General features: G+C 68.4%; 26 protein-coding genes, 1 tRNA gene and 1 pseudogene. 8 read left to right on the top strand and 20 right to left on the bottom strand.

The window, feature by feature from the left end:
• Positions 1-2: 2 nt before the first annotated feature.
• The 4 genes from dnaJ to CTZ28_RS22895 all read right to left on the bottom strand — a co-directional run bounded on the left by dnaJ (position 3) and on the right by CTZ28_RS22895 (position 4,862).
• Positions 3-1,178 carry a molecular chaperone DnaJ gene (dnaJ, locus tag CTZ28_RS22910; protein WP_121891549.1) on the bottom strand — a complete coding sequence of 392 codons (1,176 nt, stop codon included), beginning with the start codon at positions 1,176-1,178 and terminating at the stop codon, positions 3-5.
• A 33-nt stretch (positions 1,179-1,211) separates the two neighbouring features.
• The gene (grpE, locus tag CTZ28_RS22905; RefSeq protein WP_121891548.1) at positions 1,212-1,910 is read right to left on the bottom strand and encodes a nucleotide exchange factor GrpE; all 699 of its coding nucleotides are present in this window, start codon (positions 1,908-1,910) and stop codon (positions 1,212-1,214) included.
• Positions 1,907-3,748 carry a molecular chaperone DnaK gene (dnaK, locus tag CTZ28_RS22900; protein WP_121891547.1) on the bottom strand — a complete coding sequence of 614 codons (1,842 nt, stop codon included), beginning with the start codon at positions 3,746-3,748 and terminating at the stop codon, positions 1,907-1,909. The genes grpE and dnaK overlap by 4 nt, the downstream gene beginning before the upstream one ends.
• Before the next feature lie 94 nt (positions 3,749-3,842).
• The gene (locus CTZ28_RS22895) at positions 3,843-4,862 is read right to left on the bottom strand and encodes an MraY family glycosyltransferase (RefSeq protein ID WP_121891546.1); all 1,020 of its coding nucleotides are present in this window, start codon (positions 4,860-4,862) and stop codon (positions 3,843-3,845) included.
• Positions 4,863-5,934: 1,072 nt separating this feature from the next.
• Here CTZ28_RS22895 and CTZ28_RS22890 point away from each other — a divergent pair.
• The 3 genes from CTZ28_RS22890 (at position 5,935) to CTZ28_RS22880 (ending at position 10,745) form a co-directional block, all read left to right on the top strand.
• The gene (locus CTZ28_RS22890; protein WP_121891545.1) at positions 5,935-8,232 is read left to right on the top strand and encodes a (Fe-S)-binding protein; all 2,298 of its coding nucleotides are present in this window, start codon (positions 5,935-5,937) and stop codon (positions 8,230-8,232) included.
• A 124-nt stretch (positions 8,233-8,356) separates the two neighbouring features.
• Positions 8,357-9,661 (top strand): FG-GAP repeat domain-containing protein, encoded by a 1,305-nt coding sequence (locus tag CTZ28_RS22885; protein WP_398656524.1) that lies wholly within the window; start codon positions 8,357-8,359, stop codon positions 9,659-9,661.
• A gap of 31 nt (positions 9,662-9,692) precedes the next feature.
• Positions 9,693-10,745 carry a Yip1 family protein gene (locus CTZ28_RS22880; protein ID WP_121891543.1) on the top strand — a complete coding sequence of 351 codons (1,053 nt, stop codon included), beginning with the start codon at positions 9,693-9,695 and terminating at the stop codon, positions 10,743-10,745.
• A gap of 80 nt (positions 10,746-10,825) precedes the next feature.
• On the opposite strand, the gene CTZ28_RS22875 is transcribed toward CTZ28_RS22880, so the two are convergent.
• Together CTZ28_RS22875 and dcd are read right to left on the bottom strand one after the other, a co-directional pair.
• Complete coding sequence (locus CTZ28_RS22875; RefSeq protein WP_121891705.1) at positions 10,826-11,323, bottom strand: phosphoribosyltransferase; 498 nt, start codon at positions 11,321-11,323, stop codon at positions 10,826-10,828.
• A gap of 5 nt (positions 11,324-11,328) precedes the next feature.
• Complete coding sequence (dcd, locus tag CTZ28_RS22870; protein ID WP_121891542.1) at positions 11,329-11,904, bottom strand: dCTP deaminase; 576 nt, start codon at positions 11,902-11,904, stop codon at positions 11,329-11,331.
• Between the two features lie 618 nt (positions 11,905-12,522).
• On the opposite strand from dcd, the gene CTZ28_RS22865 reads away from it, so the two are divergent.
• Positions 12,523-12,596: transfer RNA gene (locus tag CTZ28_RS22865), tRNA-Gly, on the top strand.
• Positions 12,597-12,645: 49 nt separating this feature from the next.
• Here the strand turns inward: CTZ28_RS22865 and CTZ28_RS22860 are convergent.
• The 11 genes from CTZ28_RS22860 to CTZ28_RS22810 all read right to left on the bottom strand — a co-directional run bounded on the left by CTZ28_RS22860 (position 12,646) and on the right by CTZ28_RS22810 (position 19,756).
• Positions 12,646-13,815 carry a tyrosine-type recombinase/integrase gene (locus CTZ28_RS22860; protein WP_121891541.1) on the bottom strand — a complete coding sequence of 390 codons (1,170 nt, stop codon included), beginning with the start codon at positions 13,813-13,815 and terminating at the stop codon, positions 12,646-12,648.
• Positions 13,815-14,027 carry an excisionase family DNA-binding protein gene (locus CTZ28_RS22855; RefSeq protein ID WP_121891540.1) on the bottom strand — a complete coding sequence of 71 codons (213 nt, stop codon included), beginning with the start codon at positions 14,025-14,027 and terminating at the stop codon, positions 13,815-13,817. The genes CTZ28_RS22860 and CTZ28_RS22855 overlap by 1 nt, the downstream gene beginning before the upstream one ends.
• Positions 14,024-15,322 (bottom strand): replication initiator, encoded by a 1,299-nt coding sequence (locus tag CTZ28_RS22850; RefSeq protein ID WP_121891539.1) that lies wholly within the window; start codon positions 15,320-15,322, stop codon positions 14,024-14,026. The genes CTZ28_RS22855 and CTZ28_RS22850 overlap by 4 nt, the downstream gene beginning before the upstream one ends.
• Before the next feature lie 140 nt (positions 15,323-15,462).
• A complete protein-coding gene (locus tag CTZ28_RS22845; RefSeq protein ID WP_121891538.1) occupies positions 15,463-15,711 on the bottom strand; it encodes a SpdD protein in 249 nt (82 codons plus the stop codon).
• 25 nt (positions 15,712-15,736) lie between these two features.
• Positions 15,737-15,931, bottom strand: coding sequence for a hypothetical protein (locus CTZ28_RS22840; protein WP_121891537.1), 195 nt, complete (start codon positions 15,929-15,931; stop codon positions 15,737-15,739).
• Positions 15,932-15,947: 16 nt separating this feature from the next.
• Positions 15,948-16,139: a mobile element transfer protein gene (locus CTZ28_RS22835; protein ID WP_121891536.1), complete on the bottom strand. Its 192-nt coding sequence runs from the start codon at positions 16,137-16,139 to the stop codon at positions 15,948-15,950.
• A gap of 2 nt (positions 16,140-16,141) precedes the next feature.
• A complete protein-coding gene (locus CTZ28_RS22830; RefSeq protein WP_121891535.1) occupies positions 16,142-16,324 on the bottom strand; it encodes a hypothetical protein in 183 nt (60 codons plus the stop codon).
• Positions 16,325-16,336: 12 nt separating this feature from the next.
• Positions 16,337-16,969 carry a DUF2637 domain-containing protein gene (locus CTZ28_RS22825; protein WP_121891534.1) on the bottom strand — a complete coding sequence of 211 codons (633 nt, stop codon included), beginning with the start codon at positions 16,967-16,969 and terminating at the stop codon, positions 16,337-16,339.
• Between the two features lie 88 nt (positions 16,970-17,057).
• Positions 17,058-18,437, bottom strand: coding sequence for an FtsK/SpoIIIE domain-containing protein (locus CTZ28_RS22820; RefSeq protein ID WP_121891533.1), 1,380 nt, complete (start codon positions 18,435-18,437; stop codon positions 17,058-17,060).
• Positions 18,437-18,793 carry an SCO3933 family regulatory protein gene (locus CTZ28_RS22815; protein ID WP_121891532.1) on the bottom strand — a complete coding sequence of 119 codons (357 nt, stop codon included), beginning with the start codon at positions 18,791-18,793 and terminating at the stop codon, positions 18,437-18,439. The genes CTZ28_RS22820 and CTZ28_RS22815 overlap by 1 nt, the downstream gene beginning before the upstream one ends.
• Positions 18,794-18,964: 171 nt before the next feature.
• Entirely contained in the window at positions 18,965-19,756 is a 792-nt protein-coding gene (locus tag CTZ28_RS22810) for a GntR family transcriptional regulator (RefSeq protein WP_121891531.1), read from the bottom strand.
• A gap of 107 nt (positions 19,757-19,863) precedes the next feature.
• On the opposite strand from CTZ28_RS22810, the gene CTZ28_RS22805 reads away from it, so the two are divergent.
• Genes CTZ28_RS22805 through CTZ28_RS48505 form a run of 3 tightly spaced genes read left to right on the top strand, consistent with a single transcriptional unit; the run spans position 19,864 to position 21,147 of the window.
• Positions 19,864-20,271, top strand: coding sequence for an NUDIX hydrolase (locus CTZ28_RS22805; RefSeq protein WP_121891530.1), 408 nt, complete (start codon positions 19,864-19,866; stop codon positions 20,269-20,271).
• Between the two features lie 46 nt (positions 20,272-20,317).
• Positions 20,318-20,746 (top strand): ATP-binding protein, encoded by a 429-nt coding sequence (locus tag CTZ28_RS22800; RefSeq protein WP_121891529.1) that lies wholly within the window; start codon positions 20,318-20,320, stop codon positions 20,744-20,746.
• Entirely contained in the window at positions 20,746-21,147 is a 402-nt protein-coding gene (locus CTZ28_RS48505) for a hypothetical protein (protein ID WP_259471765.1), read from the top strand. Before CTZ28_RS22800 ends, CTZ28_RS48505 begins: the two co-directional genes overlap by 1 nt.
• Positions 21,148-21,480: 333 nt before the next feature.
• Here the strand turns inward: CTZ28_RS48505 and CTZ28_RS22790 are convergent, their stop codons facing one another.
• Positions 21,481-24,189 carry an nSTAND1 domain-containing NTPase gene (locus CTZ28_RS22790; RefSeq protein WP_147481185.1) on the bottom strand — a complete coding sequence of 903 codons (2,709 nt, stop codon included), beginning with the start codon at positions 24,187-24,189 and terminating at the stop codon, positions 21,481-21,483.
• A 415-nt stretch (positions 24,190-24,604) separates the two neighbouring features.
• Between CTZ28_RS22790 and CTZ28_RS22785 the strand changes: the two genes are divergently transcribed.
• Complete coding sequence (locus CTZ28_RS22785; protein WP_259471756.1) at positions 24,605-25,144, top strand: hypothetical protein; 540 nt, start codon at positions 24,605-24,607, stop codon at positions 25,142-25,144.
• Between the two features lie 293 nt (positions 25,145-25,437).
• On the opposite strand, the gene CTZ28_RS49600 is transcribed toward CTZ28_RS22785, so the two are convergent.
• Both CTZ28_RS49600 and CTZ28_RS22775 read right to left on the bottom strand, forming a co-directional pair.
• On the bottom strand, positions 25,438-25,608 hold the full coding sequence (locus CTZ28_RS49600) for a DUF6221 family protein (RefSeq protein WP_398656584.1): 171 nt from the start codon (positions 25,606-25,608) through the stop codon (positions 25,438-25,440).
• Between the two features lie 115 nt (positions 25,609-25,723).
• A pseudogene (locus CTZ28_RS22775) lies at positions 25,724-26,571 on the bottom strand (tyrosine-type recombinase/integrase); the annotation flags it as partial.
• Positions 26,572-26,760: the final 189 nt, after the last annotated feature.

Below are 26,760 nucleotides of genomic sequence, written 5' to 3'. Positions count from 1 at the left end.
TCTCAAGCTCCCTTCGCGGCCTCGAACAGCTCCGCCCGCGGGTCCTCGCCCGCGGTCGCCTCGCGATACGCCTCCAGTGCGTCACGAGCCTTCCCCGCCAGGTCCCTGGGAACACTCACCTCGACGGTGACGAGCAAGTCCCCGCGGGTACCGTCCTTGCGGACCGCGCCCTTGCCCCGGGCCCGCATGGTGCGCCCGTTGGGCGTGCCCGGCGGCAGCTTCAGCGTGACGGCCGGACCGCCGAGGGTCGGCACCCGGACCTCGCCGCCGAGGGCCGCCTCGGCGAACGTCACCGGGACGGTCACCGTGAGGTTGTCGCCCTTACGGCCGAACACCGGGTGCTCGCCGACGTGCACGACCACGTACAGGTCGCCCGCCGGGCCGCCCCGCTCGCCGGGGGCCCCCTTGCCGCGCAGCCGGATCCGCTGCCCCTCCGTCACCCCGGCCGGGATGCGGACCTGCATGGTCCGGGACGACTTGGCGCGGCCGCTGCCCTTGCACTCCAGGCAGGGGTGCTCGGCGATCAGGCCGCGGCCCTTGCAGTCGGGGCAGGGGTCGGTGAGCGAGAAGCCACCACCCGAGCCCCGCGTCACCTGCCCGGTGCCGACGCAGGTCGGGCACACGCGCGGTGTGCCGTTCTTGTCGCCGGTGCCGGAGCAGGCCTTGCACGGAGACTGCGAGGACATCCGGAGCGGCACCGTGGCGCCCTCGATGGCCTCCGTGAAGCTCAGCGTGACCTCGGACTCGATGTCCTGGCCGCGCCGCGGCTGGGTGCGCGTGGTGCCCGTGCCGCCCCGGTTGAACAGGCCCCCGAAGACGTCGCCGAGGCCGCCGCCGAAGCCGCCGCCTCCGCCGCCGCCCTGGGCATTGCCCCCGAAGAGGTCGCCCAGGTCGAAGTTGAAGTTGCCGCCCGCGCCCGGCCCCGGGCGGTACCCGCCGTTGCCGAAGAGGGTGCGTGCCTCGTCGTACTCCTTGCGCTTCTTGGCGTCGCCGAGGACGTCGTTCGCCTCGGAGATCTCCTTGAAGCGCTCCTCGGCCTTGGCGTTTCCCTTGTTGGCGTCCGGGTGGTACTCGCGGGCGAGCTTCCGGTACGCCTTCTTGATCTCCGCCTCGGTGGCGTCCTTGGGGACGCCGAGGACCTTGTAGTAGTCCTTCTCGATGAAGTCCTTGGTGCTCATCCCCGACGTCCCTCCTTCCGCTCGGTGTCTACGTCAGCCCTCCTCCGGGCCACCGTTCTCCTTGTCGTTGGCGGCGTTGGCGGCGTTGGCGGAGTCAGCCGAGCCGCCCGCCGCGTTCTCGTCGCCGCCCTCCGCCTTGGCGGGCTGCGCCCCGGGCTGAGGCTCGGCGACGGCCACCCGCGCGGGGCGGATGGTGCGCTCGCCGATCCGATACCCGGGCTGCAGAATCGCCACGCACGTCGTCTCGCTGACATCCGGCGCGTACGAGTGCATCAGGGCCTCGTGGATCGTCGGGTCGAAGGGCTCGCCCTCCTTGCCGAACTGCTGCAGTCCCATCTTCGCTGCGACGGTCTCCAGCGATTCGGCGACGGACTTGAAACCGCCGACGAGTTCGCCGTGTTCCCGGGCGCGGCCGATGTCGTCGAGCACGGGCAGGAGCTCGGTCAGGAGGTTCGCGATGGCGATCTCCCGGACCGCGACCCGGTCGCGCTCGACGCGGCGGCGGTAGTTCTGGTACTCGGCCTGGAGGCGCTGGAGGTCCGCCGTGCGCTCATGGAGCGCCGTACGCACCTGGTCCAGCTGGGCGACCAGGCCGACGTTCTGGCTTGCGTCCCCTGCCGGGGCCGCCGCCTCCTCCGGGGAGGGCGAGGCGGCCTGCGGCTCGGCGTCTTCAGGGGTGGCGCCTGAGGGGACGTCGGGCTTCTCGTCGAAGCCCGGGGTCTCCTCCGTCACGCGGCACCGTCCTTGCGCTCGTCGTCCACGATCTCGGCGTCGACGACATCGTCGTCGGCCTTGGCCTCGGACGCACCCGGGCCGCCGGCGGCGGCCTGCCCGGTCTGGGCGTCGGCGTACATGGCCTGGCCCAGCTTCTGGGAGACGGCCGCGACCTTCTCCGTCGCGGTGCGGATCTCGGTGGTGTCCTCGCCCTTGAGCTTCTCCTTCAGCTCGGCGACGGCGGCCTCGACCTCGGTCTTGATCTCGCCCGGGACCTTGTCCTCGTTGTCCTTGAGGAACTTCTCCGTCTGGTAGACCAGCTGCTCGCCCTGGTTGCGGGTCTCGGCGGCCTCGCGGCGCTTGTGGTCCTCCTCCGCGTAGCGCTCGGCCTCCTCGCGCATGCGGTCGACCTCGTCCTTCGGCAGCGAGGAGCCGCCGGTGACGGTCATCTTCTGCTCCTTGCCGGTGCCGAGGTCCTTCGCCGTGACGTGCATGATGCCGTTGGCGTCGATGTCGAAGGAGACCTCGATCTGCGGGACGCCGCGCGGCGCCGGGGGCAGACCGGTCAGCTCGAACATGCCGAGCTTCTTGTTGTAGGCCGCGATCTCGCGCTCGCCCTGGTAGACCTGGATCTGCACCGACGGCTGGTTGTCCTCGGCCGTGGTGAAGATCTCCGAACGCTTCGTCGGGATCGTCGTGTTGCGCTCGATCAGCTTGGTCATGATGCCGCCCTTGGTCTCGATACCGAGGGACAGCGGGGTCACGTCGAGGAGCAGGACGTCCTTGACCTCACCCTTGAGGACACCGGCCTGGAGCGAGGCGCCGATGGCGACGACCTCGTCCGGGTTGACGCCCTTGTTGGCCTCCTTGCCGCCGGTCAGCTCCTTGACCAGTTCGGCGACGGCGGGCATACGGGTGGAGCCGCCGACGAGGACGACGTGGTCGATCTCGCCGAGCTGGATGCCGGCGTCCTTGATGACGTTGTGGAACGGGGTCTTGCAGCGCTCCAGCAGGTCCGCGGTCAGCTGCTGGAACTGGGCGCGGGTCAGCTTCTCGTCCAGGTGCAGCGGGCCCTCGGCGGACGCGGTGATGTAGGGCAGGTTGATCGACGTCTCGGTGGACGAGGACAGCTCGATCTTGGCCTTCTCCGCGGCCTCACGCAGGCGCTGGAGGGCCATCTTGTCCTTGCCGAGGTCCACGCCGTGGCCGGCCGCGAACTGCTTGACCAGGTAGTCGACGACGCGCTGGTCCCAGTCGTCACCGCCGAGGTGGTTGTCGCCGTTGGTGGCCTTCACCTCGACGACGCCGTCACCGATCTCCAGGAGGGACACGTCGAAGGTGCCGCCACCGAGGTCGAAGACGAGGATCGTCTGGTCGTCCTTGTCGAGGCCGTAGGCGAGCGCGGCCGCGGTGGGCTCGTTGACGATGCGCAGGACGTTGAGGCCCGCGATCTCACCGGCCTCCTTGGTGGCCTGGCGCTCGGAGTCGTTGAAGTACGCCGGGACGGTGATGACCGCGTCGGTCACCTTCTCGCCCAGGTAGGCCTCGGCGTCCCGCTTCAGCTTCTGCAGGATGAAGGCGGACATCTGCTGCGGGTTGAAGACCTTGCCGTCGAGCTCGATCTTCCAGTCGGTGCCCATGTGGCGCTTCACCGAGCGGATGGTCCGGTCCACGTTCGTGACCGCCTGCCGCTTGGCGACCTCGCCGACGAGCACCTCGCCGTTCTTCGCGAAGGCGACGACGGACGGCGTGGTCCTGGCACCCTCGGCGTTGGTGATGACGGTGGGCTCGCCGCCCTCCAGAACGCTGACGACGGAGTTAGTCGTGCCCAGGTCGATGCCGACCGCACGTGCCATGGTGATTTCCTCCAGCTGACTTGAGTGGAACGGACTCAAGTGTGCACGAGGCGGAGCGCTGGGTCAACAGACCTGAGTCAGTGGGGCTCAACTCTTATCCGCTCCTTACACGCAACTGGGCGCTGACCTGCGAAGACGTAACACGCCGGGACCCGTACGCCGGGATGCGCAGCAGCAGAAGGACGACGACCAGCGCACCGCCCGCCACCCACAGCACGTTCTCCTCGCCCACCCACCCGGTGTGCGCGAGCACCCCGACGAGCACCCCGGAGAACGCCCCGGCCGCCACCAGCACGATGGCCCCCTGCGCGGTGAGCCCGAGCCGCCGCAGCCGGTGCGCCACGTGGTCGGGGCCCTCGCGCAGCAGCGGCCTGCGGGCCATCCGCCGCGACACCACCACGAGCACCGCGTCGACTCCGATGAGGGCGGTCAGCGCGAACAGCACCCCCGCGCTGGATCCGATCCCGTACCCGGCCCGGGTGAACACGCCCGCCGCGGCCAGCAGGAACCCCGTGAACAGCGAGCCGCAGGCGCCGAGTCCGATCCGCGCGGGATGCCAGTTGTGCATGAGGAACCCGGTGAGCGCGGCGGCGAGCACGCTGAGCAGCACGGCCAGCCCGTCCATCACCTCGGCGGCGGCACAGGCCCCCACCCCGAAGGCGGTCACCACCCCCACGGTCCCGGCGAGCCCGTCGGCGTGGTCCAGGGCCCGGAAGGCGAGCGTCACGCACACGATCCACGCCACGGCCAGCAGCCCTGCGGGCACCCCGGTCTCCTCGTACGGCACGACTCCGGCCGCCGCCACCGCCGTACCGGTCGCCAGCACCCGGGCCCGCAGCCGCCACACGTCGGCGACCAGCCCGAGCAGGGCGACCCCGGCGCCCGCGAGGAGCAGCCTGCCGACGCCGTCGCCGAGCGGCGCGACCCGCGTCCACTGGCCGGCGCCGGCGACGAGACAGGTGACGAGGACGACGGCCGCGCCGCCGAGCAGCGGCACGGGGCGCCGGCAGCGCCGGTCGACGATGCCGGCGCGCAGTCCGGGCGCACGGAGCAGTGCCGCGAGCACGGCGGTGAGCAGCAGGGCGGTGGTGGCGGTGAGGATCCCGTAGAGCACGGCTCCAAAGTAGGGGTGAAAGGCGCAATTCCGTATGAATAACACGATCCGATCGCCTGACAGAGCGACCAAACCGCATCAACCGGCGGCGCTCACCGGGAAACCCACGCTCACCGTGGCAGCGAGGCGCGGCGGCTGCCGATGGAGTCGGCGCACATGCCGGTGCGCGGCGCCGACCCGGCCGACGGGCTCGCGGACGCCCCGCGTCCCGCGTGGCGCTCGGCATACCCGGCACCGAATCCACGACCTGCGGGACATCCCGGTTCCACCGAGCCCGTCGGCCGCGTCTGGGCGTGATCGCGCCCGGCCGGCCGGTGGCCGTCGCCGCGCCGCCGCGACCGGCTCGCGCCGCACGAGACCCGGCTCGTCGCGATCCTCGCCGCGCTGGATACCCGGAGGGACACGGTCTCCGTTGTGGCGACGGGGGCCGCTTCGCGCGCCGCGCCCGGCACCTGGGGCACCGACCGCAACTGGCGGCCGCCGTCGCGGTCGCGACACACCGCGTCACGCCCCTCATCGGGCCCCACGACCACCCCGCCCGCCCTCACCTCACACCGAGCCGGCCACGATCCGCTACCACGCCCGCGCCGCCGCCGAGCCCAGCCGCCACCAGGGCCACTCTCCCCGGACCCACCACCTCCCGGCCGAGCCCGCACCGCGCTGACCGCCGGCGGCCGTACGCCCACGCCGCCGCACCGGACACCCGGCGGAGCGCACCCGCACCCGGGACCGCCCCGCCGGGTGGCCTCACCCGCCACCACCGCGCCCGTGGCCACACCCCCACGACCTCGGCCGCACCAGCCACCCCGCCCGCGCCACCGCCGAGCCCACCGCCACGCCCCCCTCGCCGGACCCACCACGGCAGCCCCGCCGGGCCCCGCTCACCCCCGTCCACCCCCTGACCACAACAGTTGCCCCACCCCCGTCGTCGCGTTCGTCGGTTGGTCAGGGGGCGCTCAGCGACTCAGATCACCCCGCGCCCGGCTACAGTGCGAAGGAAGATGGGGGTAGTCTCAAACGGACTACATAAGTTACCGCTTAGTAATTTCGAGGCCGCCTCACAGGAGCCCCAATGCAACTCGCCGCGATCATCGTGTCGCTGGTCCTGATCGTGGTCGGCGTGGCACTGTTCGGCCGCGCCCTCCTCCAGCTCTACGCCTTCATGCGGCTCGGCCAGCCCGTGCCGGCCGGGACCCGGACCGACGACCCCGCACAGCGCACCATCACCGTGGCCAAGGAGTTCCTCGGCCACACCCGGATGAACCGCTGGGGCATCATCGGCGTGGCGCACTGGTTCGTGGCGGTCGGCTTCTTCTCCCTGCTGCTGACGATCGTCAACGCGGTCGGGCAGCTCTTCCAGGCGGACTGGCTCCTGCCGGTCATCGGCGACTGGGCACCGTACAACGTCTTCGTCGAGTTCCTCGGCACGATGACCACGCTGGGCATCCTCACCCTGATCGTCATCCGCCAGCTGAGCAGGCCGGACAGGCCGGGCCGCAAGTCCCGCTTCGCCGGCTCCAACGCCGGCCAGGCGTACTTCGTCGAGGCCGTCATCCTCATCGTCGGCGTCTGCATCTTCATGCTGCACGCCCTGGAGGGCGCCCAGCACCACGTGGACAGCTACGAGGCGTCGTTCTTCGTCTCGTACCCGGTCGTCTCCTGGCTGGGCGGCATGGACATCGCCACGCTGCAGAACCTCACCTACTTCTTCGCCGGCCTGAAGATCGCGACCTCCTTCATCTGGATGATCACGGTCGCCCTGAAGACCGACATGGGCGTCGCCTGGCACCGCTTCCTCGCGTTCCCGAACATCTGGTTCAAGCGCAACGCCGACGGTGCGACCTCCCTCGGCGCCCTGCTGCCCATGACGTCCGGCGGCAAGCCGATCGACTTCACCGACCCCGGCGACGACGACGTCTTCGGCGTCTCGCAGGTCGAGCAGTTCTCCTGGAAGGGCCTGCTGGACTTCTCCACCTGCACCGAGTGCGGCCGCTGCCAGTCCCAGTGCCCGGCCTGGAACACCGGCAAGCCGCTCTCCCCGAAGCTGCTGATCATGTCCCTGCGGGACAACGCGCACGCCAAGGCGCCCTACCTGCTGGCGGGCGGCGGCAAGACCATGGAGGGCGCGGAGACGGCGTCCGCCGACCAGCTCGAGGACGTCCCCGCCGCGGCCCTCGCGGAGGCCGAGCGCCCGCTGATCGGCACCGCCGAGGAGAACGGCGTCATCGACCCGGACGTCCTGTGGTCCTGCACCACCTGCGGCGCCTGCGTCGAACAGTGCCCGGTCGACATCGAGCACATCGACCACATCGTCGACATGCGCCGCTACCAGGTGATGATCGAGTCCGCGTTCCCGTCCGAGGCGGGCACGATGCTCAAGAACCTGGAGAAGAAGGGCAACCCCTGGGGCCTGGCCAAGAAGCAGCGCCTGGAGTGGACGCAAGAGCTGCTGCGGGAAGGTGCTGACTTCGAGGTCCCGGTCGTCGGCCAGGACATCGAGGACCTCAGCGAGGTCGAGTACCTGTACTGGGTCGGCTGCGCCGGCGCCCTGGAGGACCGCGCCAAGAAGACCACCAAGGCCTTCGCGGAACTCCTGCACATCGCGGGCGTCAAGTTCGCGATCATGGGCGGCGACGAGAAGTGCACCGGCGACTCCGCCCGCCGCCTCGGCAACGAGCCCCTGTTCCAGGAGCTCGGCATGGAGAACGTCATGGCCCTGAACATGGCGTTCGGCGAGGAACTGGACGACGACGGCAAGGCCACCCCGGAGTCGCGGAAGCCGAGGTCGGCGAAGAAGATCGTCGCCACCTGCCCGCACTGCCTCAACACCATCGGCAACGAGTACCCGCAGCTCGGCGGCGACTACGAGGTCATCCACCACACCCAGCTGCTCCAGCACCTCGTCGACGAGGGCAAGCTGATCCCGGTCACCCCGGTCGAGGGCATCATCACCTACCACGACCCCTGCTACCTGGGCCGCCACAACAAGATCTACACGCCCCCGCGCGAGATCATCGCCAGCGTCCCGGGCCTGCGCAACGAGGAGATGCACCGCCACAAGGAGCGCGGCTTCTGCTGCGGCGCCGGCGGCGCCCGGATGTGGATGGAGGAGCGGATCGGCAAGCGCATCAACAACGAGCGCGTCGACGAGGCCCTCTCCCTCGACCCGGACATCGTCTCCACCGCCTGCCCGTTCTGCCTCGTCATGCTGACCGACTCGGTCAACGGCAGGAAGAACGAGGGCAAGGCCAAGGAGACGATCCAGGTCGTGGACGTCGCCCAGCTGCTCCTCGACTCCGTCAGGACGCCGATCGACCCGACGGGCGAGCAGGAGCGGGAGAACGCGCCGGAGCCCGAACCGGTGAAGTGACCCGGCGGCACCGGATCCCGGACGCACCGACACCCTCGCGCCCCCACGGGCCCGGGGGTGTCGCCGTCTCCCGGCCGCGTGCATCATGGCCGAGGCGTGGTCGACGGGACTGACGAGACGGGCGGTGCGCGTGCGGACGAGCGGGAGACGGACCACGGCGGTGGCGGCGGCGCTCGGCTGCGGCAGCCTGCTGCTGGCCGCCTGCGGACCCGGCACCCCCGACGCCGGCCCCGCCGACCGCGGCCCGGTCGCCCCCGCCGACGCCCCCGCCCTGCTCCCCGTACCGCGCGGCACCGGCAGCGAGGTCCCCGACGACTTCAACGGCGACGGCCACCGCGACCTCGTCCTCGGCGACCTGGTGAAGGCGGCGAGCCACGAGGACGACGCGGGCATCGGCATCGTGTACGGCAGCGCACACGGACTCAGGCCCGGCGCACGGCAGTTGCTCAGCCCCCGGCGGCAGGCCGCGCCCACGAAGGGCCGGCTCCCCGCCGTCTTCGACCCGGAAGCGAGCTGCGACCTGGACGGCGACGGCTTCACCGACCTCGTCGTGTCGACCGACCCGCCCTACGACGGCCAGGGCGCGCCCCCGGTGCCGCTGCAGATCCTGTTCGGCTCCCCCGCGGGCCTGACCGGCCGGGCCGTCCCGCTCACCGTCCCGGCCCGCGCCCGCTTCGGCAACGACTGGCCCGACCAGCCGGTGTGCGGCGACTTCGACGGGGACGGCGCGGCCGACCTCGTACTGCACGCCTCCGGCGGCCGACTGTCGTACCTGCGCGGCCCGTTCGGCCGCACCGGCGCCCCGCACACGGCAGGCCCGCCGATCGCCGCCCCGGGCGAGGTGCCCACCGGGCCCGCCGTCGACATCGACCGCGACGGCTACGACGACCTGGTCGTCCGCGCCGCCACCGGCACGGCCGGCTCGACGGTGGTCCACGGCGGCCCCGACGGCCCGACGCGCACCGGCGTCGCACTGCCCGCCGGCATCGACGTGGCGATCGGCCGCTTCGGCCGCGGCAGGGCCCTGGACGCGGCGATCGGCGGCACGGCGGAGACGGCCCTGCGCTACGACCTGCCGAACCCCCGGCGCGCCGCCCTGGCCGCCCCCGGCTCCGTGCTCGACACCGCCGACCTCGACGGCGACGGCCACGACGACCTCGTCTCCAGTGGCTCCCGGCTGCGGATCGTGCCCGGCGGCACCGCGGGCCTCACGGCCCGGGACACGGTCACCGTCACCCCGCCCGCCCGCGGCACCACCGATGTCCTGGCCGTCGCGGACTTCGACGGCGACGGACGGGCCGACCTGGCGCTGCGGACGTACCGCGGCGAGACGAAGGACACGATCACCGTGTACCGGGGCGCGGGCAAGGGCCTGGTCGAGCCGAAGCCGGCGGTCACCTTCTCCAGCTCGGAGTTCCTCACGCGGTAGCCCCGGGGGATGCTCAGGGGTCCCCTAGGGGATGTCACAGCTCGGCCGCAAAGCCGGGTCCGAACGCCCGGGCCCCGCACGCCATTCCGCGGGAACAGGTACGTTCGATGACGTGGCTGGATTCAGGATCGGACGCGGCGGCCGGGACAACCGGACCCCGCAAGCGCGCCCGCAGAACCCCCCGTACGGACAGCAGGCCCCGCAGGGACCGGCGTACGGCCGGCAGGGGCAGTCGTACGACCGGCAGGGACCGGCGTACGGCCGTCCCTCCGCGCCGCAGCCGCAGCCGCACCCGCGGCAGCGGCCGCAGTACGGCGACGGCGGCCAGTGGCGGCAGGCGGGCGGCGGGCACCCGGGTCAGGGCGGCGACGGACCGGAGTACTTCGGCGACGGCTACGGCCACCAGGGCGGCTACCCGCAGGGCGACCCCGACCCGTACGCGGCCGACCAGCCGGGCCACACCCAGGCGTTCTCCATGGGCGAGGACCCGTACCAGCAGGGCGGGACCTACCGGGCGGGCTCGGCCCCGGCCGGTCCGATCGGCCCGCGCCTGCACTGGAAGGAACTGCTGCGCGGCATCGTCCTCGCACCCAACCAGACGTTCCTGCAGATGCGGGACTACACGATGTGGGGCCCGGCCCTCATCGTGACCTTCCTCTACGGCCTCCTCGCCGTGTTCGGCTTCGACGGGGCCCGCGAGGAAGCGATCAACGCGACGCTCTCCAACGCCGTCCCGATCGTCCTGATCACCGCCGTCGCGATGGTGCTCAGCGCCTTCGTCCTCGGCGTGGTCACCCACACCCTGGCCCGCCAGCTCGGCGGCGACGGCGCCTGGCAGCCCACGGTGGGCCTGTCCATGCTGATCATGTCCCTCACGGACGCGCCCCGCCTGGTCGTCGCCCTGTTCTTCGGCGGCGACGCCGGCTTCGTCCAGCTCCTGGGCTGGGCGACCTGGATCGCGGGCGGCGTCCTGCTCACCCTGATGGTCGGCCGCTCGCACGACCTGCCGTGGCCGAGGGCCCTGGGCGCGTCGGCGATCCAGCTGATCGCCCTGCTGTCGATAGTGAAACTGGGCACGCTCTAGCACTCCTGAAGGGCCCTGGGCACACCGGGGCCCTTCCGTGTGTCTGCAGCTGGTACGTGCCTCTGTGCGCCGGCCCCGCCTCAGGCGTCGAGCACCTGCCCCGCCCGCCGGACCACCGGCTGTTCGACGCTCCACGGGAAGTTGATCCAGTCGTCGGTGCGCTTCCACACGTACTCGCACTTCACGAGGCTCTGCGACTTCTCGTAGATCACGGCGGACCGCACCTCGGCGACCGTGTCCAGACAGAAGTCACGCACCAGCTTGAGCGTCTTGCCGGTGTCGGCGACGTCGTCGGTGATCAGAACCTTCTTCTCGGAGAAGTCGATCAGGTTCGGGACGGGCGCGAGCATCACCGGCATCTCCAGGGTCGTGCCCACGCCGGTGTAGAACTCGACGTTCACCAGATGGAGGTTCTTGCAGTCGAGGGCGTAGGCGAGCCCGCCCGCGACGAACACCCCGCCCCGCGCGATGCTGAGCACGATGTCCGGCTCGTACCCGTCGTCGGCGATGGTCTGCGCCAGCTCGCGCACGGCGACCCCGAACCGCTCGTAGGTCAGGTTCTCGCGTCTGTCGGTCACGTCGCTCACACCTGCGTCCGGTGGAAGTTGAGGTAGGAGCGGGAGGCGGTGGGCCCGCGCTGCCCCTGGTACCGGGACCCGTAGCGCTCGCTGCCGTACGGCGACTCGGCCGGCGAGGTGAGCCGGAACATGCACAGCTGCCCGATCTTCATGCCCGGCCAGAGCTTGATCGGCAGGGTGGCGAGGTTGGACAGCTCCAGCGTCACGTGCCCGGAGAACCCGGGGTCGATGAAGCCCGCGGTGGAGTGTGTGACGAGCCCGAGCCGCCCGAGGGAACTCTTGCCCTCGAGCCGTGAGGCGAGATCGTCGGGCAGCGTGATCACCTCGTATGTGCTGGCGAGCACGAACTCCCCGGGATGCAGGATGAACGGCTCGTCGCCGTCCGGCTCCACGAGCCGGGTCAGATCGGCCTGCTCGATGGAGGGGTCGATATGCGGGTACCGGTGGTTCTCGAACACCCGGAAGAAGCGATCCAGCCGCACGTCGATGCTCGACGGCTGCACCATGGATTCGTCGTAGGGATCGATCCGTACCCGCCCGGCATCGATCTCGGCCCGGATGTCCTTGTCTGAGAGAAGCACGTCCCGAGGATACGCAAGGCGCGCGGAGCCGTGACAATCGTGACGACTCCGCGCGCGGACGGGGCGACCGGCGAGGCGAGCCGCACCGCCGCCGGAGGCAGCCCGCTACGACGGGCTACCGCATCTCACTTTCACAAGAGCCCCAAGTTCCCACTCATCCCTGCTGCTGCCGCTACTGCTTCTGCTGCCGCTACTGCTTCTCGAGCGCGACCGGCACCACGCTGCGGAGCCGGGCACACCGCGGACACCGGACGAGCCGGCCGGGTCCGAGCCGCTCGGCCTGCTGCATCGGGAACGAAGCGGTGCTGAACACGTGCCCATCGGCACAGCGGACGACGGTGCGTTCCATCAAGTCCAAGAGTCCCTTCCCCAAGAGCCGCGTCTGGCCAACTACCCTGACGACAAAAGCCACATTACGGGATCAACGAGGCGACTCTCCAGGCGGCACTCCGGCCCGCCCGGCCCCTCTTTCACACCCCACCGTACGCCCCAACTCCGGCCTCCCGCACCCGGATCCCACCCCCTGAAACGCCCTCAGGCCCACGGCGTCAGCGCCGGGGGCCTGCGATGAGGTAGAGTGAGCGAGCATTCGGACACCGACTCCGGTCGGCGTCTTACGCGGGTGTAGTTTAATGGTAGAACATCAGCTTCCCAAGCTGAGAGCGCGAGTTCGATTCTCGTCACCCGCTCCATGAAGAAGGCCCAGGTCAGAGACCCGGGCCTTTTTGCTGTCCCTCGTGATCAGTTGTCGCGTGCCAGATTCGTGCCAGAAGGCTTGTCGGGCGTTCTCCGTGCGGCAGCGGCCCGAGCCTTACGAACGGTGGCGTCCAGCCCGGCGGCGACCTCCTCCTGCCGCTCGTCGTCGGAGTGCTGGTAGATCAGCGCCGCCTTCTCGGAGGACTGTCCGGCCCGGACCATGGTGTCCTTGAGCGTGGCGCCGGAGCGCGTGGACAGCGTGTGCCCCGTGTGCCGGAGATCGTAGAACCGGAAGCCCTCAGGCATGCCGACGATCTCCCGCGCCTTCCGCCGCCTCCGCCCGAAGGTGCTACGCCGGAACGGAGCGCCTTTCTCCCCGACGAAGAGCAACCCATCCGGCCCCTGCTCGGCGTAGCTCTGCAGATGCCAGCGGAGCTCCCGGTGGAGGAACGCGGGAAGAATCACAGTCCGGGTTCCGGCCTCGGACTTGGTGTCGCCTTGCACGCGTCGCCCGTTCATCCGCTCCGGCTCGGCGAGGCGAACGCGGACGCGCAGGTTGTCGAGGTCGACGTCCCGGCGGCGGAGGCCGGCCAGCTCTTCCGGCCGCATCGGACCGTACGCACCGAGGTAGACCATGAGCCGCCAGCGCATCCCCACGGCGTTGGCGAGTGCGTCGACTTGGGCGACAGTGGCGATGCGCCGCTCAGCCGCCTTCTCCTTACCGGCGCCCTTGATTCGGCACGGATTGCGAGTGATCAACTCGTCGTCCACGGCCGTCTCCATGATGGCCTTGAGGAGCCGGTACGCCTTGGCCGTCATCGTCTTGGCGTTGGCGGTCCGCAGCCGATCGGCCCGCCACTCACGCACGCGCGGAGCTGTGATCTCGTCCAAGTCCGACTCGGCGAAGGCGAACAGGTGCTTGTCGAGGAGATAGCGGTACAGGTCGCGGGTGAGGGGCGCGAGCTCCCGTTCGTCGACCCACTTGTCGGCGTAGGCCCGGAAGCTCACCGCGCCTGCCTCGGGATCGCGCCACTCGCCCCGGCGGATCTCCGTCTGCTTCTCGGCGAGCCAGTCGTCCGCGTCCGCTGTCGTCTCGAAGGTGATCGGAGCCGGGCGCATCACGCCATCAGGACCCGGATAGCGGGCCTGGTACCGGCCGGAAGGAAGGCGTCTGATCGCGCCGAATCGGCGGCGCCTGCCCTTGTTGTTGGCCATCAGGCAGCCCTCCTGAAGCCGGTGCGGGGACGCCTCAGCGGCTCCACCGTGCGGGACTGGACGAACTCTTCGACGGCGCTCTCGGGGATGCGTACGTGCCGACCGACCTTCACGTACCGGATGCGCCGCTCTTCGATCAGCCGCCGGGGGAAGCGGGCGGTCGTACCGAGCAGCTCGGCAACCTGGTCGACGGACAGGTATCGGTCGGTCATGCGGTGGGCTCTCCTTCCGTTCCGGGGGCGGGTTCGAGGGATGCGGCAAGCCATGTCTCGGCGGCGCTGAGGCCGGTGCCGGCGAAGACCCAGTGCGCGAGGACGTACGTGGTGTCCGGACGAGGGCTGTTGGCTGCTGCCGCTTGCGCTCGGCGCCATTCGGCGCGGGCGTCGCGGAGGGCGCCGAGGGTGGTGGAGTAGCGGCGGGACTTGGTGGAGAAGTGGCCGCGGAAGCCGAGCATGTGGGCCCAGGCGCGCAGGCGGAGGTGTTCCAGGTCCTTGCGGGCGCCGAGAGTCCAGGCGGTTCGGATGAGGCGGCGGGCGTGGTCGCTGATGTCGAGCTGGGCGAGTTCGGCGGCGAACTTCAGCGGCCGGTCGAGAGCTCCCGTGGCGGTCTCTGCGCCCTTGGTGGCGTACTTGGCGATGTAGGCGGCAACGGCGCGTTCGGTGAGTTCCTGGCCGTCGTTGAAGTCGGCGGATCGGATGGTGCGGACGTCGAGTTGGCGGCCGAAGGTGAAGATGTGGGTGCGGCTGTCGAGGGTCGGGCCGTCGACGCGGACCTTGGCGGCAGCAGCGCGGATGGCGTCGGTGAGGAGTTCGGCAGTGGCCCAGGGCGGGGGTGGGGTGTCGCCGCCTTCCGGGCCGTCGAGGCGGATGACGGCATGGAAGTGGACGGCGCCGCGCTTCTGGTACTCGGCGACCTTGGCGAAGGAGACGCGGGCATGGTCACGTAGGCGGCGCTGCGACAGGCCCGCTCGCTTGGCGACCTCCCGGCGGAGGTAGATCGAGAAGCGTCGCCAAAGGGCACCGGCGTGGGCGTTCCAGAGGACGGCGGCTTCGTAGTCGTAGGTGTCGGGGTCGAGTGGGGTGCCGAGGGTGTCGTCGTCCTGGTCGTGGTGGGTGCCGCAGCGGCAGGTACGGCCGTCGGTGCGGCGGTTGTGGACGGGGCCGAAGCCGGGGGCGGTGAAGGTGGCGAAGACGCGGGGGTGAGCGGCGACGTGTTCCGGGGTGCCCTTGCCGCCCCGGAGCCCGGCGGTGATGAGGTGGAAGGTGTCGCGGCGGTAGACCTCCGCGCAGGCCGCGCAACGGGTCGTGCGCCGGTTGTTGCAGCGGACGAGGAGTTGGCCGGCGGGCAGGTCGGTCGAGTCGAGGTGCTGGAGCACACGGCCGATCTCGCCCGTCGTGGTGTCGATGTCGTACTCGGTGCGGTGGCCGTCGAGCCGGATCGGGTTGGTGCAGCCGCCGAGGCCGGAGAGCTGTTGGAGGATGCCCGGCAGGGTGCCGTGCTGGGCCAGCCTGGCAAGTTCCGGGAGCGGGGGCGGGGTGGTGCGGGTGAAGATGGCTGTCTCCTTCTGACTAGAACGGTCAGGAGCGATGGGCCCCGGGGCGGCCGGATGCTTGGCGGTGTCGTGGTCGCCCCAGGGGTCGGCGCGAATCAGCGCCGGTTGTGCTCGCGCAGCAGGGAACGCAGGACCACGGCGGCGATGGCCACGGAAATGGCCGACACGGCGACGGCGGCCAGGAGCGCAGTGAGGACCAAGCCACCCGTGAGCACGGCGACGACGGCGCCGGTACTGACGGAGACGGCCGGGAGCGCGGAGCGCCGGACAGGGGCCGGGCCGGTCGGCGAGTGGGTGTGCGTGGGCGGCGGGGTGGGGCTGTCGGGATACTTGGGCAGGAACACGGCCGGGATCTCCTTATCTACTCGTCTAGTCATGTGGGCGGTTTATGACGTCCACGCCGGAGCGCGTACCGGTCTCGATGGCGGGGGCCAGGAAGGTGTGGGAAAGCCAGAAGCCGAAGAGGGCGACCAGGACGACGACCCAGGCGCGGACGCCCAGGAACCTGACGGCGCCCCAGGCGAAGAAGCCGAGTACGACGACCAGCGGCAGACTGACGGTCACGGTGTTCGGGGTCCCTTCAGCGGACGGGGCAGCAGTGGGTGCGGGCGGCGAGTTCGGCGGCGGCCCGGCTGTCGTAGTCGGCGGAGAAGCCGCAGCGGGGTGCGGTGCAGGCGGCGGTGTGCTTCTCGCGGCCCCGGTCGTCGTAGGCGGTGCCGACCTGGACGGGGCCGATGCGGGTGACGTTGCGGAAGCGGCGGTTGGCGGTCATGGTCAGTCCTCCTGTCGCAGGCTGGAGCCGGGGAATTCGTTCAGGATCCGGGCCGCTTCGGCAGCGTCCGACATGCGATCGGCGGCCTCTTCGGCGAGGAGCCGGGCCAACGTCGGGCGCCCTGCGTCGGCCATCTGGCTGGCCGCTTCGAGGTAGTCGGCGGCTGTGTTGAAGCAGAGCGACATGGTTCCTCCTGTTCAGGTGAGTTGAGCGGCGATGGCTTCGGCCATGGGTGCCGGGACGCCGAGACGGGCGCGGAGAGTCGGGGTGTCGATCGGGGTGCCGGTGCGGGTGCGGTGTTCGGCGGCGACCTTTCGGGCGTGGTCGACCAGGGCGGCCGGGACCGGGACGGGCGGGCGTTCCGGCAGCGCCTCGATGGTGGGTTGGACAGGCGGGTCGGGGGTGGCTTCGGGCTCGTGCTCCTGGTCCTTGATGACGTCAGCGCCGATCTCGTCGGTATCCGCCTTCGGTGCCGAGTGAGCGAGAAGTGTGCCGCCGAGGAACGCGACGGCGGGCCAACCGGCCACGAGGATCCGCAGCCAGGCCGGGACGTCGTCCAGGTCGAGGAGGCCGGCGGTGGCGACGTTCGCTCCGAGGGACGCGACGAGGGCGATGACGAACCAGCACCAGGCCGCAGCCTTGGCCGTACCGGAGCGGAGTCGACGCCATGCGGCGACGAGCAGCAGGTCAACGCTGATCGGGTACGCCCAGGCTTTCCACCCGTCCTGTCCGGCCGCCATGGCTACGTCGTGGAGGTGGGCGAAGGACAACGCGGCAGCGATGAGCGCCTGAACCAACACCGCGTCGACACGGCCGAGGTGGGCGCGCACGGTCGGGCTCCTTTCGGTTTCGGGCATGGGAGGGGTAGGGAGTTGGCGCGAGGCGGTCACGCCGACCGATGCGCGGAAGGGACGACGGTCAGTTGGTCACCGGACGCGGCCGGATGACCGGGGGCGGCGGCTCGACCGGGTGCACAGGCACGTGAGGCCGGAAGGGCTTGAGGGCGGGGACGTCGGGGACCAGATCGGCCGAGTCCTGGCAGATGGCGGCAGCGTCGGCGAGGGAGAGGTAGGGGGTGCGGATGCGGGACCAACCGCCGGAGGTGTCGCCCGCGACGGCGAGGCCGGGCATCTCGGGAGCGATGGAGCAGGCGGCGTAGACGGCCTCGGGGGCGATGTCGCCGAGGGCCATCTTGGCGGAGGCTTCGTCGTTGACGCGGTGGCAGACGCGGCCGGTGAGCTGGGCGCGGAGCATGGTGGCGCCCTTGCCGAGTTCGGCGCCGAAGCGCTGGCCGCAGACTTCGAGGTAGATGCCGGCCGCGCGACCGAGCTGGGCGAGGCGGATGAGCTGCGTGACCATCTCGTCCCGACGTTCCTCGTCCTTGCGGGTCGCGGTGAGGAAGAGTTCGGCTACCTCGTCGACGAACAGGACGATGGGCACAGGGCGTTCGCTCTTGGGCAGGCCCCAGATGTCGGAGGTGATCTCCTCGTCCGGGGTGCTGGGCGCGATGCCCTGCCGTTCCTTGATCAGGTCGTATCGGTCCTCCATTTCCTTGACCAGGACGGGCAGCAGCTCGGCGGCTTCGTCGGGGTCGGTGGCGAGGGCGGAGAGGCGGGCGGCGAAGGGCGCCAGTTCGACGCCCCGCTTGCAGTCGATCCCCACAAGTGCGACACCGTCCTGACGGGCGAGCCCGGAGATGAGGTGGCGCAGGTACATGGACTTGCCGGACAGGGTCGCGCCGAGGGTGAGTTGGTGGGGAACGGTGCGGTAGTCGCGGACGAAGGGCATGGCGTCCTCGCGCAGTGCCACCGGCACCTTGAGGAAGCCGCCACCGGTCTTGCGGGGCATCCGGACGCGGCGCAGGACGTCGTACCCGACAAGCCGCAGCTCGACGACACCCGGCTTGATCGTGGTGACGTAGACGGCGTGGACGCCCCAGGCGTGCCGCAGGCGTTCGGCCGAGGCGGCGACGTCAGCAGGCTCCTGCCCAGGAGCAAGCCGGAGCCGCAAGCGCAGCCCGGTCGAGGTGGGACGGAGGATGCCCCGGCGGGGCGGGACCGCCCGGACCTCCCGCCGGGTGGTGGCCTTGACGGCGAGGACCCGCAGCCGGGAGGGCGCGACGGTCAGGCCGCAGGCTTCCATGACGGAGCCGTACGAGCTGAGCAGGCGGACCGTGGATATCGGGCCGCCGACGGCGGACCAGTAGACCGCCGGGTGCTTGGCCCGGGTGTAGGCAGCCCCGCCGCCGAGCGCGGCGACAGGACCACCCACCTCCAGGAGCGTTGTCAGGTCGGTCATCAGGCGGTGGCCCCCATGGCAGCCTGGAACGCGGCCGGGGTGACGGCGGCGGCCCGGTAGGCGATGCCGTGACGCTGCTGCCCGTTGAACACGGACTCCCACGGCCGGGCGACGAGGCCGGGGAGCGAGACCGGCGCACCGAGGTTCAGCCCCTCGGAAACGCCGCCCTCCGGCACGGTGACCTTGATCAGCGAGGACTCCCCGTCCTCGATGTAGACGACGCCGATGGTCATCAGCGCCTCACCGCTCACGGCGTCCTTGGCGATCTCGCCGGTCTGACGGTCGCGGACCTTGGGCTCAGGAGCCTCGGTGAGGAGGATCGTGGCGGCGGTGGTCTCAACACGGATGGTGCGCAAGGCACACACTCCTATCTACTCGTCTATACATGTAGCGTTCTGCGAACCCGATCTCCCGGGCTCACGACGATCACCTTGCCACACAACTTGCCCACTCGTCTATACGAGTATGCGTGTTGGGGTGTACGAGTTCGGGGAAGCGTGCCCGCGCACCACCGCAAACCATGACGATCAGGTCGCCGGGAGCTGGTACGACAGCACGTAGGCATCCGCCGCCATGACCGTGTCGCACACCTCCACAGCCCGCCCCTCGGCGTCGAAGGCGGTCCGGATCAGGTGAATGACCGGCACACCGGAGGCCAGCCGGAGCGTCTTCACCTCGTCGGGCGAGGGCATCCGGGCGCGGATCTCCTCCTCGAAGTGATCGAGGTGGTGGCCCAGCTCTTCGAGGCGGGCGTAGATGCCACCGGGGCCGGGGTTGGGTTCGGCGATCTGGGTGCCGCGGGCGATGTCGAGGGGGAGGTAGGAGGTGGCGAACTCCACGGGCCGCCCGTCCAGCAGATACCGCCGACGCCGGGCCAGCACGCGGCGTACGGAGCCGAGCCGGGTGGACACGTCCTGACTGGCTTTCTCTTCCTTGACCTCAAGACTGTCGACCTGCGGGTGACTGCCGGCTGCATCCGCCTCGACGATGAACGCGGACTTCCCCTGCTCCCGATGCCGCCGGGCGAACCGGTCGGAGGCGAGGCGCCGCACGGGCGGCCGGGGCCGGACGAACACACCCTTGCCGTGCTCGGCATGGACGAGCCCTTCCCCCTGAAGGATGGAGAAGGAGTTCCGGACCGTCATCCGGGACACCCCGTAGTGCTCGACAAGCTCAGCCTCTGAGGGCAGCTTCTCGCCCTCGCGGAATCGCCCACGGTCGATGGCTTCGCGCAGCTGGTCGGCGATCTGCCGGAAGACCGCACGATCGCTCGTGGGGTCGAGATCTCCGAGCAGGCCCGAAGGAAGAGCAGGGCTCACTTGTACTCCTTTAGGTATCTAGACGAGTGGGCGAGTGTTGTTGCTACGGTGGAGAGCCTAGCCAGCCGAGAGGGTCGAGGAACGTGAGCGCAGAACGCCCGCACTCCGTGAGCGTCGCCGGGGTCGTCATAGACGCCCGCGGCCGGGCCCTCCTGATCCAACGCCGGGACAACGGTAAGTGGGAGCCGCCGGGCGGTGTCCTCGAACGCGAGGAGACCATCCCCGAGGCCCTGCAACGCGAAGTCCTCGAAGAGACCGGCATCAAGATCGCCCTTCCGGCGACCCTGACCGGCGTCTACAAGAACATGACGGGCCTGATCGTCTCCCTGGCCTTCCGCTGCGAGGCCGCCGACGGCACGCCCACGACCGGCGACGAGACCCGCGCCCTGCGCTGGGCCACCCGTGAAGAAGTCTCCGAGCTTGCCGACGAGGCATACGCCATCCGCGTCCTGGACGCGATGGACGCAGTGTCTCCACCGGCGATCCGCGCCCACGACGGCGTGAAACTCGTCTAGCCCGAACCCGCTGCACATGGCGGCCTACCAGCACGAAGGAACTTGTATGCACGAGTATACGAGTACAGCCCGGGTCTGGGGGCTCAGTTGCCCAGGTTTCCCGGAAGAGGTCAGCCGGGCCCGCCGCTGGACCCGCGACATCCTGCGCGGCTCCCCTTTAGCCGAAGACGCCGAACTGATCGTGAGCGAGCTGAGCGCGAACGCGATCCTCCACACGGCCAGCGGCCAGGAGTCGGGCAGCTTCCATCTGGCTCTCGCGGTGTCAGCGCAGGTGGTTGCCTTGTCGGTCACGGACGACGGAGGCGCCGGCACGGCCCCGAAGGCTGAGCGCCAGGACCAGGAGGCCGAGCACGGCCGAGGCTTGGGCATGGTCAGCGCGATCGCTCATCGCGTCGTCGTCCACCAGAGCGACAGCGGCCACACGGTCACCGCCGAACTGTTCGCAGGCCCCCGCACCGGAGGCCACCCGTGCTGATGGACAAACCGCAGCGGGGCTACTGGTGCGAGTGCTGGACCGAGGACATCACCGACGAGGCGGGGTGGCCGGTCCTCTGGGCATCCTTCGACGCGTACTCAGCCCCACAAGCTGACAGATGGGTAGCGATCGCGCTCCGCACCATCTCAGCGGCACTCGACCCCGACGCGTCCCAGGAAGCGTGGGAATGGCTGTACGACGGCCGCATCACGACGAGGAAAGCTCTCCTACGCGCCGAGCCCTGCACGGTGACAGTCACCCAGGCCAGCACCCGCATCACATGGACGATCCGACCCGTAGTCTTCCTGCCACTTGCACACCGCCAAGGCGCCGAACTCCCGCCATGCACACAGGACTTCAAACCGCACACAGAGCCCCAGGCGCCCCACACACCCGACTGAGTTACAACCTTCTTTACAGGTTCAAGTGCGGCTCGCTCCGCTCCCCGCGCGCGGCCCGGCCCCCGGCCGGGCCTGCGCTCCTGCCTTCGTCCCGCTCCAGCCCGGCCGACGCCCGTGCCGCGCGCACCGCATGCAGCCGCCTGATGCCAGAGAAGGGGGTACATCGTGGCTGGGGCGGTCGGCTCCACGGCTTTACGGAGCCACTTTGGCGCGAGCCTCGAAGATCATGGCCCCAACGTCGTGCTTTACCGGGCAGGTCCACAAACTGCCCGACGCGCCGGAAGCTTACGGGGCCATGATCACTCGCGCCAAAGCAGCGCCACCCCAAAGCCGCTACGCCGACCTCAGTTTTGTTGAAATACCGCAGACACGGGCCCAGGCTCTAATGAACTTGCCTACAGAAAGGCAGGTGCTATCCGCCCAGTCAGCACCCATGTAATCGCGGTGCGACTCTCCTAGAGCTTGCGGAGCGGTAGCGGGATCAGCCTCCAACCGGGCAAATGACTCTCGCATGCCGCGCTGCCTTTCAACTACTATCCGCAACCGGTTCGCGTCGACCGAACCAGAGGAAATCAAACTCGAATCAGATAGAACGATTCGCTCACCAGCATCCATTTCAATGACACCCAAAAGTGTCAAGTCTCGGACTGCGCCAGCAAACCCATTCTTTGAGGGGCGCGCATATTTAGCGGCATCGGATAGATGTTTCAAGAGCTGGATAGACGGCCCCGGGTTACTTCCAGGAAAGGCACTCCTGACCCTAACTGGCACAGTACCACTCAATAGCCTCGGAAGGGGAGAATCGTCATCTTCAGTAGCGCGAACCATGCCGTCTCTGCGAAGATTAACGAGCCCCGCGTAGTCCATCCACTGACCGAAAGAGCGGGCGTAGGTAAACCAGCTATCTTCCTTCGCCTCAACTGTGGGAAACTCGGAGGGAAGCATTTCCGCGAACCTACTAAGCGGCACATTGCCTTCTTGGTTGAGCATTTCAATGGCCAGCTTGTACATTTTGTGGCGCCGCAGCGCTTGGGCTACGCGAGCCCTTACCGCCTCTTCCCGGTCTTCCGAATTCATCAAGTCAGGCTCAAGAATCACTCGGTTCGCTTCCGAAGTGAGGACTCCGAATGCACGAAGCTCGCGAGCATAATTACCAATTACGGTGGACGTCGTGTCCATCTGTGCTGTTGCATCGGCAACACTGATACTCCCGCCAGCAGCCACAATTACGCGCAGAAGCCGGCCTGCGCCGAGGGGAGCGTAACGCACGACGTAAGAGTCTTCGAGCGCTACTCGACCGGTGTTAAGGAAGTCTCGGAAAGTATCCCAGTAGGTATCCAGTCGGTCTCCCACCTGAACCACAAGGCGTTGGTGGAGAAGGCTTTCAAGCAGGGCATTTGAAACGGCGCTATCTTCTAGATCAGAAATCGCGACCGGCGCGGCCTGAGCAATTGAACGCAATGCTGACTCTTCAGCCGGACTCAATCGGGCAAGGTCATTCTCGAACAGACCTTGTACGTTCAGTGCTTGACGCGCAAGGTCATCTTGGGAAAGTCCTCGTCCAACTTCCGTAAGGACGTGGCCAGCGAGTTTCTTGAACAGCCATGGGAGACCTTGCGAGTACTCACGCAGCCGTTGCCGCAGATCTCGATTTAGCTTATCACCTAGCGATCTTTCAAGACGTCGAAGTAGAGTCTCGACCTCGCGTGGCCCAAATGGTTCCAGCATGACAACAAGCGACGCATCGCGGATCTCGTCTCTGAAACGGTACGGGTACCCTTCCGTCCATCCGACAAGGTCAGTCTTCCATGAAAAGCTGATTGTCAAAGGTGCGCTTACTTCTCGCACCAGCAGTGCTAGATCTCGAAATTCCCGGGTTAGATCGGGATCACGGAAAACGTTCTCGAACTGATCAAATCCAACGAAGACGGGAGCTTTCGGGTTTCTCCACTTAGCCGCCTTAAGCGTCTCAATGATGCTCTGAAGGGTGCTAAATGCGGCGTCCTCCGATAGTTCAATAACTCCATCTTCCACAGCCCTCCGGACAACTCGTTCCATTGCCGCGGAAACGAACTCTGGTCGCTCGGCTGTCCTGGTGTCAACTACTAGGGCAACGCCACCGGCCTTTTGTACTTCACCCTGAATCTGGAGCGCAAGGGAACTTTTACCCCACCCAGACTTGGCATTAATAACAACCGATCCGCCAGCCGTCCTGTTCACCATCTTGTCGAGAAGCGACTTTGAGACGGTTTTGCGCCCGACAAAGAAGGCGGGCGCAGCGGGGAGCTGATACTCGAAGTCGGAGGAGCTTCCTTGCACTTCAATGACAGTGGGCACCGAAGGTACTTTTACTGGTACAACTGCACCTCTGTCTCCGAGCGCAGCTACAGGCAATCCTTTAGCCAGCTCTCGCTCGACTAGGCGGATGACGGGAGCAGGGACACTCCCATTCTTAGACCAGATGACCCACCGCTGGGCCCGCCGGCTGTCGGAGTCCAGTTCGCATGCTGCCGCAATAATCCCATGCTCTGTAATGACGACTGTGGGGTCGGACCTGATAGAAGGGCCGTCACTCCAACGGGGGAGAATATCGGCAGCTTCAAGTAGCTCACAAATCTCGAACGAACCCAGATACCTGAATCCCGGTAGCTTCTTTTGGGCTGCGTCGGATTTTTCTTTTGCCTCGGGAGTCAAACGCGGGATGCCAACGAATAGGCCATGCATCCGGTCATCGTCGGCACGCGCCAAAGCAAATTTGCCAAGGAAGGACGTAACGAGCGGCGCCCGAATGTTAGAACTATAGGCTTTACACTCACAGATTAGCTGCTCGCCGGTGACGGTGTGTCGAGCTTCTACGTCTAGCTCGATCCCCTCACTTGTGACGTTCAGATTTTCTGGACGCGGTTCTCCGTAGCCCTGAGTCGCAAGCAGTTTGGCAATAAAGGCTTCAAAGAGGTGTCCACGCTTATTCGACACATCACTAGTCGACGAGCCATCAGCAAGCACAACTACGGCTGCGGTGTCCACGGAGATTTGGTCCACGTGGTGATGCTACCTCGCATACGATCCCAACAACCCCCAAATCACGTAGGACAGTTGACGATGGGTCCTTCTCAACTGATGTTCTCACCGGCGAGCCAGCGGAAGCTTCAGCGCGCATCGCGACCTGCGTGGCGAGCGTGCCTGGGCTGACGGCGCCCAGGCAGTGCCCGACACCCAACGCTGAAGTCCGCCGCACCACATGCGCATACGGCACAAGCCAATAGCTTGGCTAAGGTCGGTGAGGGTGCAGCGATGCTTACGCGGGCGTGATCGGCTGACGCGCCCACCACCGTGGCTGACTGTCGCCAGCTGAGTTCCGTGCCACTGCTGCGCCGGATGCAGGTCAGTCACAGTCAACGAGGTCGTCCCACAATCAAGTTTCCGGCAGCCAGACCCACGGGAGTACGGTCCGCCCATGAACTGGCGAGACGCGCGGCCTTGGACCGCATCGTGGGAGTGGGGGGACGTGCCCGCCTGGGCTGCGTTCGCGCTGGCAGCGATTGCACTATGGATCAGCATCAGGGCACAGCGAGACGGGCGGCGCTCAGCCAATGCAGCCGAAGCCTCTGTTGAGGAGGCGCGGCTGTCGCGCATGGCATCGGAGCGGTCGGCGACGGTTGCCGAAGAGACCTTGGCCGATCAACGGCAGGAAGTAGCTACACGGCGGGCGGAGGAGGAGGAAGCTAGCCGCCCTCGGCCAGATTTCCGTATCGAGCGCTCTGGACGCCAGGCGTTCAGGCTGCGCAATACAGGCACCGGGCCCGCAACGGGCATCACGGTGAGCGATCGAGGGCGTCCATACATGATGGACAACATCGTCAATCTCACGTTGCAAGCGGGCGACGCCAAGCCGTTCACGATGCTGGGTGCAGCGGGACACCCCATCCCGAGTACGTTGTGGCTGACCTGGGATGGCCAGAGCGAGGAAGTACCTGTGGCCGTCCCAGGGCTCTGAACTCAAGTCACGGCCGCGTCTCCTTGGGCAGCTTGGGAGGGGCGTGCCAGACCCGTGCCAGATGGTGCGGGGAACCACGGGGAGCACCGGGGAACTGATTCGTGCAGCGATCACCACCGAGACCGCTCCATCGCAGGTCAGCGGGCCAATCATCCTCAGCGCACCTGAGCTTCCCAAGCTGAGAGCGCGAGTTCGATTCTCGTCACCCGCTCCATGTGAAACCCCCAGGTCATGGACCCGGGGGTTCTTTGTTGTCTAGACCGGTCAGAAGGTTGCGCACCACGAGCGCACCACTAGGGTTCCGTCTGCTTGCTGACCTCGGGCCGCCACTCCTCGCGATAGCCGGGATGCTCGGCGTAGGACTGGACGAGGACGCGCAACGTGTATGCGAGCCCAGGTATGCGCAAGTCCGTAGCATCCATCGTCTTGAAGTCCCGTGCCAGCCTGTCGATCAGGTCGAGCATCGGCAGATGGCTGTCGAGAAGGGCCTCGCTGCCAAAGGTGTGAGCCACGTAGGCATAGGCGTGGTTGTCCTCCTCGTTCCGTGCACGGAGGAACCTCAGCAGGTCGTCCATGAGCTCATCCTCCCGTGCCATCTGCGTCGTCACTGACCTGGCCGGCTCCCCCCGCACTGTGGTGTTTCGCACGCTCGGTGCGGACCAGGTCGTCGAGGCCGGCGGCGACCGTTGCCGGTCGTGGTCGGCGTGCTGGTAGATCATGGCGGCTTTCTCAGAGGACTGGCCCGCGCGGACCATCGTGTCCTTGAGCGTGGCGCCCGACCGAGTCGAGAGTGTGTCCGGTGTGACGAAGGTCGTAGAAGCGGAAGCCGTCCGGGAGCCCGACGGCCTCGCGGGCTCGTCGCCATTCCGGCCGAAGGACGTACGCCGGAAAGCCGCTCCCTTCTCGCCGACGAAGAGAAGACCGTCGGGCCCTTTCTCGGCGTACCAGTCGAGGTGCCGCCTCAGATCCTTGTGGAGGAAAGCCGGGAGGACGACCGTACGGACACCCGCATCGCTCTCGGTCTCGCCGGGAGCCCGCTTGCCGTTGGTCCGCTCGGGCTCGGCGACGCGGACGCGGATCAGCAGGTTGTCGAGGTCGACGTCTCGGCGGCGAAGGCCGGCGAGTTCCTCGGGCCGCATCGGACCGTACGCGCCGAGGTAGACCATGAGGCACCAGCGAATCCCGCTCGCGTCGGCGAGGGCGTCGACCTGGACGACGGTGGCGATACGACGTTCGGCGGCTGGCTCCTTGCCCGCGCCCTTGATCCGGCACGGGTTACGGCTGATCAGTTCGTCGTCGACGGCGGTTTCCATGATGGCTTCGACGAGCCGGTACGCCTTGGCGACGGTCGTCTTGGCACCGGTCGCCCGCAGCCGCTCAGTGCGCCACTCGCGGACGCGAGGGGCGATGATCTCGTCCAGGTCGAGGTCGGCGGCTACACGGTCACCGCAGAACTCTTCGTGAACGCACAACGAGAAGGCCGTCCGTACTACTGACGTTGAAAGCGTGATGTCGTCAGGGTGGGGCGAGCACGAGTCCGGTTCCGGTGAGACAGCCGTCGAGGACGTCGTGGCGGTACTGGAGTTGGCGTAATCCCCGCCGGACGGCGTTGATCA

It is taken from the genome of Streptomyces shenzhenensis, from assembly GCF_003688995.1.
GTDB lineage: Bacteria > Actinomycetota > Actinomycetes > Streptomycetales > Streptomycetaceae > Streptomyces > Streptomyces shenzhenensis_A.
Note: the sequence above shows the minus strand (reverse complement) of the source record. Positions and strands in the feature narration are given on the sequence as shown.

Coding starts and splice junctions, on each gene's coding strand:
- dnaJ (WP_121891549.1), bottom strand. CDS start 1,178: ATGAGCACCAAGGACTTCATCGAGAAGGACTACTACAAGGTCCTCGGC.
- dnaK (WP_121891547.1), bottom strand. CDS start 3,748: ATGGCACGTGCGGTCGGCATCGACCTGGGCACGACTAACTCCGTCGTC.
- CTZ28_RS22890 (WP_121891545.1), top strand. CDS start 5,935: ATGCAACTCGCCGCGATCATCGTGTCGCTGGTCCTGATCGTGGTCGGC.
- CTZ28_RS22880 (WP_121891543.1), top strand. CDS start 9,693: ATGTCACAGCTCGGCCGCAAAGCCGGGTCCGAACGCCCGGGCCCCGCA.
- CTZ28_RS22860 (WP_121891541.1), bottom strand. CDS start 13,815: ATGGCCAACAACAAGGGCAGGCGCCGCCGATTCGGCGCGATCAGACGC.
- CTZ28_RS22855 (WP_121891540.1), bottom strand. CDS start 14,027: ATGACCGACCGATACCTGTCCGTCGACCAGGTTGCCGAGCTGCTCGGT.
- CTZ28_RS22835 (WP_121891536.1), bottom strand. CDS start 16,139: ATGACCGCCAACCGCCGCTTCCGCAACGTCACCCGCATCGGCCCCGTC.
- CTZ28_RS22830 (WP_121891535.1), bottom strand. CDS start 16,324: ATGTCGCTCTGCTTCAACACAGCCGCCGACTACCTCGAAGCGGCCAGC.
- CTZ28_RS22820 (WP_121891533.1), bottom strand. CDS start 18,437: ATGACCGACCTGACAACGCTCCTGGAGGTGGGTGGTCCTGTCGCCGCG.
- CTZ28_RS22800 (WP_121891529.1), top strand. CDS start 20,318: ATGCACGAGTATACGAGTACAGCCCGGGTCTGGGGGCTCAGTTGCCCA.
- CTZ28_RS48505 (WP_259471765.1), top strand. CDS start 20,746: ATGGACAAACCGCAGCGGGGCTACTGGTGCGAGTGCTGGACCGAGGAC.
- CTZ28_RS22785 (WP_259471756.1), top strand. CDS start 24,605: ATGAACTGGCGAGACGCGCGGCCTTGGACCGCATCGTGGGAGTGGGGG.
- CTZ28_RS49600 (WP_398656584.1), bottom strand. CDS start 25,608: ATGCTCGACCTGATCGACAGGCTGGCACGGGACTTCAAGACGATGGAT.